This window comes from Phenylobacterium sp. (assembly GCF_004299445.1).
Lineage (GTDB): Bacteria > Pseudomonadota > Alphaproteobacteria > Caulobacterales > Caulobacteraceae > Phenylobacterium.
On the sequence record NZ_SCTC01000026.1, the window covers coordinates 1 to 3,525 of the forward strand.

The window sequence follows — 3,525 nt, forward strand, 5'->3', positions numbered from 1 at the left end:
TCACCGCCGGCGCCAACCGCAACTGGCTGCTCGCCGGCGCCGCCCTCGTCGCCGCCACCGGCATAGGCTTCACCGCCGCCAGGCTCACCAGCCCAAAACCACCTCCCGCCGCCGAGGCAAAGGCAGACGAAGGCGAGGCGGGTCACGCCGAAGGGGAGGGGAGTCACGCCGAAGGGGAGGCCCACGCCGACGAAGGCGGCGACGCCGAGGTCGTCGCGATGGATGACGCCCGGATCAAGACCGCCAGCATACAACTACAGCCGGTCGCCGTCGGGGGGCTGGGGGCCGAGATCCGCGCCCAGGCCACCATCGAGGCCGAACCGTCGGGGCAGGCCGCGCTGACGGCGCGGGCGGCGGGTTCGATCGCGCGGATCAACAAGCGCCTCGGCGATCCCGTCCGCGCCGGCGAGACCCTCGCCCTCGTGGAAAGCCGCGACGCCGCCCAGATCGCCGCCGATCGCGCGACCGCGACGGCGCGCGCCGACCTCGCGCGCAAGATGGCGGCCCGCGAGCAGCGCCTCCACGAGCAGAAGGTTGGCGCACGGCAGGACCTGGAAGCCGCACAGGCTTCACTGGTCGCCGCCGAAGCCGAGGCGCGGCGCGCCGCGGCGGCGGCGGGAGCAGCCGCGGTCACCGCAGATGGGCGTTATGTGCGTGTGGTCAGCCCGATCAGCGGACGTGTCACGGCGATGAACGCAAGCTTGGGGGCCTTCGTGCAGCCCGAGACGGAGCTCTTCCGGATCGCCGATCCGAGCCGGATCCAGGTCGAGGCGGCCGTGTCCGCCCTCGATGTGCAGCGGATCCAGCCGGGCGACCGGGCGGTCATCGGAACCAGCGGGGGGACGGACATCCCGGCCGTGGTGCGTTCCATCACGCCGGCGGTGGATGAGCGGACCCGCGCAGCCACTGTGGTGCTCAGCCCGACGGGATCCCTCGCCGACCTCCGCCCGGGGCAACTCGTGGAAGTCCGGATGACGTCCGCCCGTTCTGCCACCCGCGCCATCGTTGTGCCTGACGAGGCCATCCAGACCGTGGAAGGCCGCTCGGTCGTCTTCGTCAGGGCGCCCAAGGGATTCAGGGCCCAACCGGTCACCGTCGGGCGGCGGACCGGCGGCCGCGCCGAGATCCTGGAGGGCTTGCGTCCGGGCGACGTGATCGCCGCGGCGAACGCCTTCGTCCTGAAGGCGGAACTCGGAAAGGGCGAGGCGGAACATGGTCACTAAGCCAAGCCATTCGAACACGGAGCTGGTGGCGTCATGATCGGCCGCATCCTCGACTTGTCGGTCCGCTTCCGGTGGACCATCGTCCTCCTCGTCGCCCTGGTGGCGGCGCTTGGCCTCTACAATCTGATTCGGCTGCCGATCGACGCGGTGCCGGACATCACCAACAAGCAGGTGCAGATCAATACGGTCGCGCCGGCCCTGGCGCCGGCGGAGGTCGAAAAGCTGGTGACCTATCCTGTAGAAACGGCGATGGCCGGAATCCCGGGGTTGCAGAGCACCCGCTCGATCTCGCGCAACGGCTTCAGCCAGGTCACGGTCGTGTTCGCCGAGCGCACGGACGTCTACTTCGCCCGCCAACAGGTGGCCGAACGGCTTATTCAGGCCCGCGAGAGCCTTCCCGACGGCGCCCAGCCCATGATGGGCCCGATCTCGACCGGTCTCGGCGAGGTGCTGATGTGGACCGTCGAGTACGAGCACCCGGGCGGCCGTGGCGCACCGCGTCGGGACGGTCAACCCGGGTGGCAATCCGATGGCGCGTACCTCACCATCACTGGCGAGCGCCTGACTGAGGCGGTGGCGCAGGCCGCTTATCTGCGCGAAGTCCAGGATTGGATCGTCCGGCCGCAGATGCGCGGCGTCGCCGGCGTCGCCGGCGTCGATTCCATCGGGGGCTATGACAAGCAGTTCGTGGTCACGCCGAACCCGACGCGCCTGGCCGCGTACGGGATCTCCTTCTCCGAGCTCTCCCGAGCCCTCGAGGCCGCCAACCTGACCGTGGGCGCGAACTTCGTCGAGCGGGCGGGCGAGGCCTTCCTTGTGCGCACCGACGCGCGGGTCCGTACAGCCGACGAGATCTCACGGGCGGTCGTCGCCACGCGTGGAGGCGTCGCCATCGCCGTGCGCGACGTGGCCGAGGTGAAGATCGGCGGCGCGCTGCGCACCGGCGCGGCGTCGGAGAACGGTGAGGAAGTCGTCGTCGGCACTGTGCTGATGCTGACCGGCGAGAACAGCCGGACCGTGGCGCGGGCGTCGGCCGAGCGGCTGCAGGAGATCGCCAAGACCATGCCGTCAGGCGTCCGCCTGCAGGTGGTCTATGACCGTTCCAAGCTGGTGAACGCGACCATCAAGACAGTGGAGAAGAATCTCGCCGAGGGCGCCTTGCTGGTTATCGTCGTCCTCTTCCTGCTGCTCGGCAACTTCCGCGCCGCCTTGATCACCGCGTTGGTCATCCCGCTTTCGATGCTGATGACCGCGATCGGCATGAATCGCCTTGGCGTGTCAGGCAATCTGATGAGCCTCGGAGCCCTCGACTTCGGCCTGATCGTCGATGGGGCGGTCATCATCGTCGAAAACAGTCTTCGGCGTCTGGCGGAGCGGCAGCACCGTGAAGGACGGCTGTTGACGCTCCAGGAGCGCCTCGGGGAGACGCGCGAAGCCGCGCGCGAGATGATCCAACCTACCGTCTATGGGCAGGCGATCATTCTCTTGGTGTATGCGCCCTTGCTCACCTTCACAGGCGTCGAGGGCAAAACCTTCTCGCCCATGGCCATCACCGTCATGATCGCCCTGGCGGCCGCCTTCGTCCTTTCGCTTACCTTCGTGCCGGCGATGATCGCCCTCCTCATTCGTGGCAAGGTCGCCGAGAAGGAGGTCCGCCCGATCCGCTGGGCCAAGGCGCGCTACGAGCCCCTGCTCCGGAAGACCATCGCGCGGCCCGCGCCGATCATTGTGGGCGCCGCGGCGGTGTTCGTCGCAGCGGGGGTGGTGTTCGGGTTCCTCGGCCGGGAGTTTGCTCCGCAACTGGATGAAAAGGACATGGCTGTTCAGGCCCTTCGCATCCCGTCGACCTCGCTCGAGCAGTCCTTGCGGATGCAGCGGCAGGTGGAGCGCGTGATCGCGAGCTTCCCGGAGGTCGCTTACGTCTATTCGAAAACCGGCACCGCAGAAGTGGCGAGCGATCCGATGCCGCCGAACGCGTCGGACAGCTTCATCATCCTGAAGCCGCAGGAGGAATGGCCCGACAAGGGTGAGACCAAGCCCGAACTCGTCGGCCGCATGGAGGAAAGGTTGGAGGGGCTCACAGGCAATGTGTTCGAGTTCACCCAGCCGATCCAGATGCGCTTCAACGAACTCATCGCCGGGGTGCGGGGAGACGTCGCGATCAAGATCTACGGCGACGATCTCGACGCCCTAGCCCAAACGGCCGGCCAGGTGGCGCGCGTGCTCCAAACGGTGCCTGGGGCGGCGGACGTCAAGGCCGAGCAGACGACAGGCTTCCCGACTCTCGACAGATCGGAAGAGC

Annotated in this window: 2 protein-coding genes; both read left to right on the plus strand. The window is 68.3% G+C overall.

Features of this window, described 5'->3' with window-relative positions; genetic code table 11:
* On the plus strand, window positions 1-1,223 hold a 1,223-nt coding region (locus tag EPN98_RS06820), incomplete at its 5' end, for an efflux RND transporter periplasmic adaptor subunit (protein ID WP_293361844.1).
* Window positions 1,224-1,256: 33 nt separating this feature from the next.
* The coding region (locus EPN98_RS06825) for a CusA/CzcA family heavy metal efflux RND transporter (protein WP_293361846.1) at window positions 1,257-3,525 on the plus strand (2,269 nt) is incomplete at its 3' end.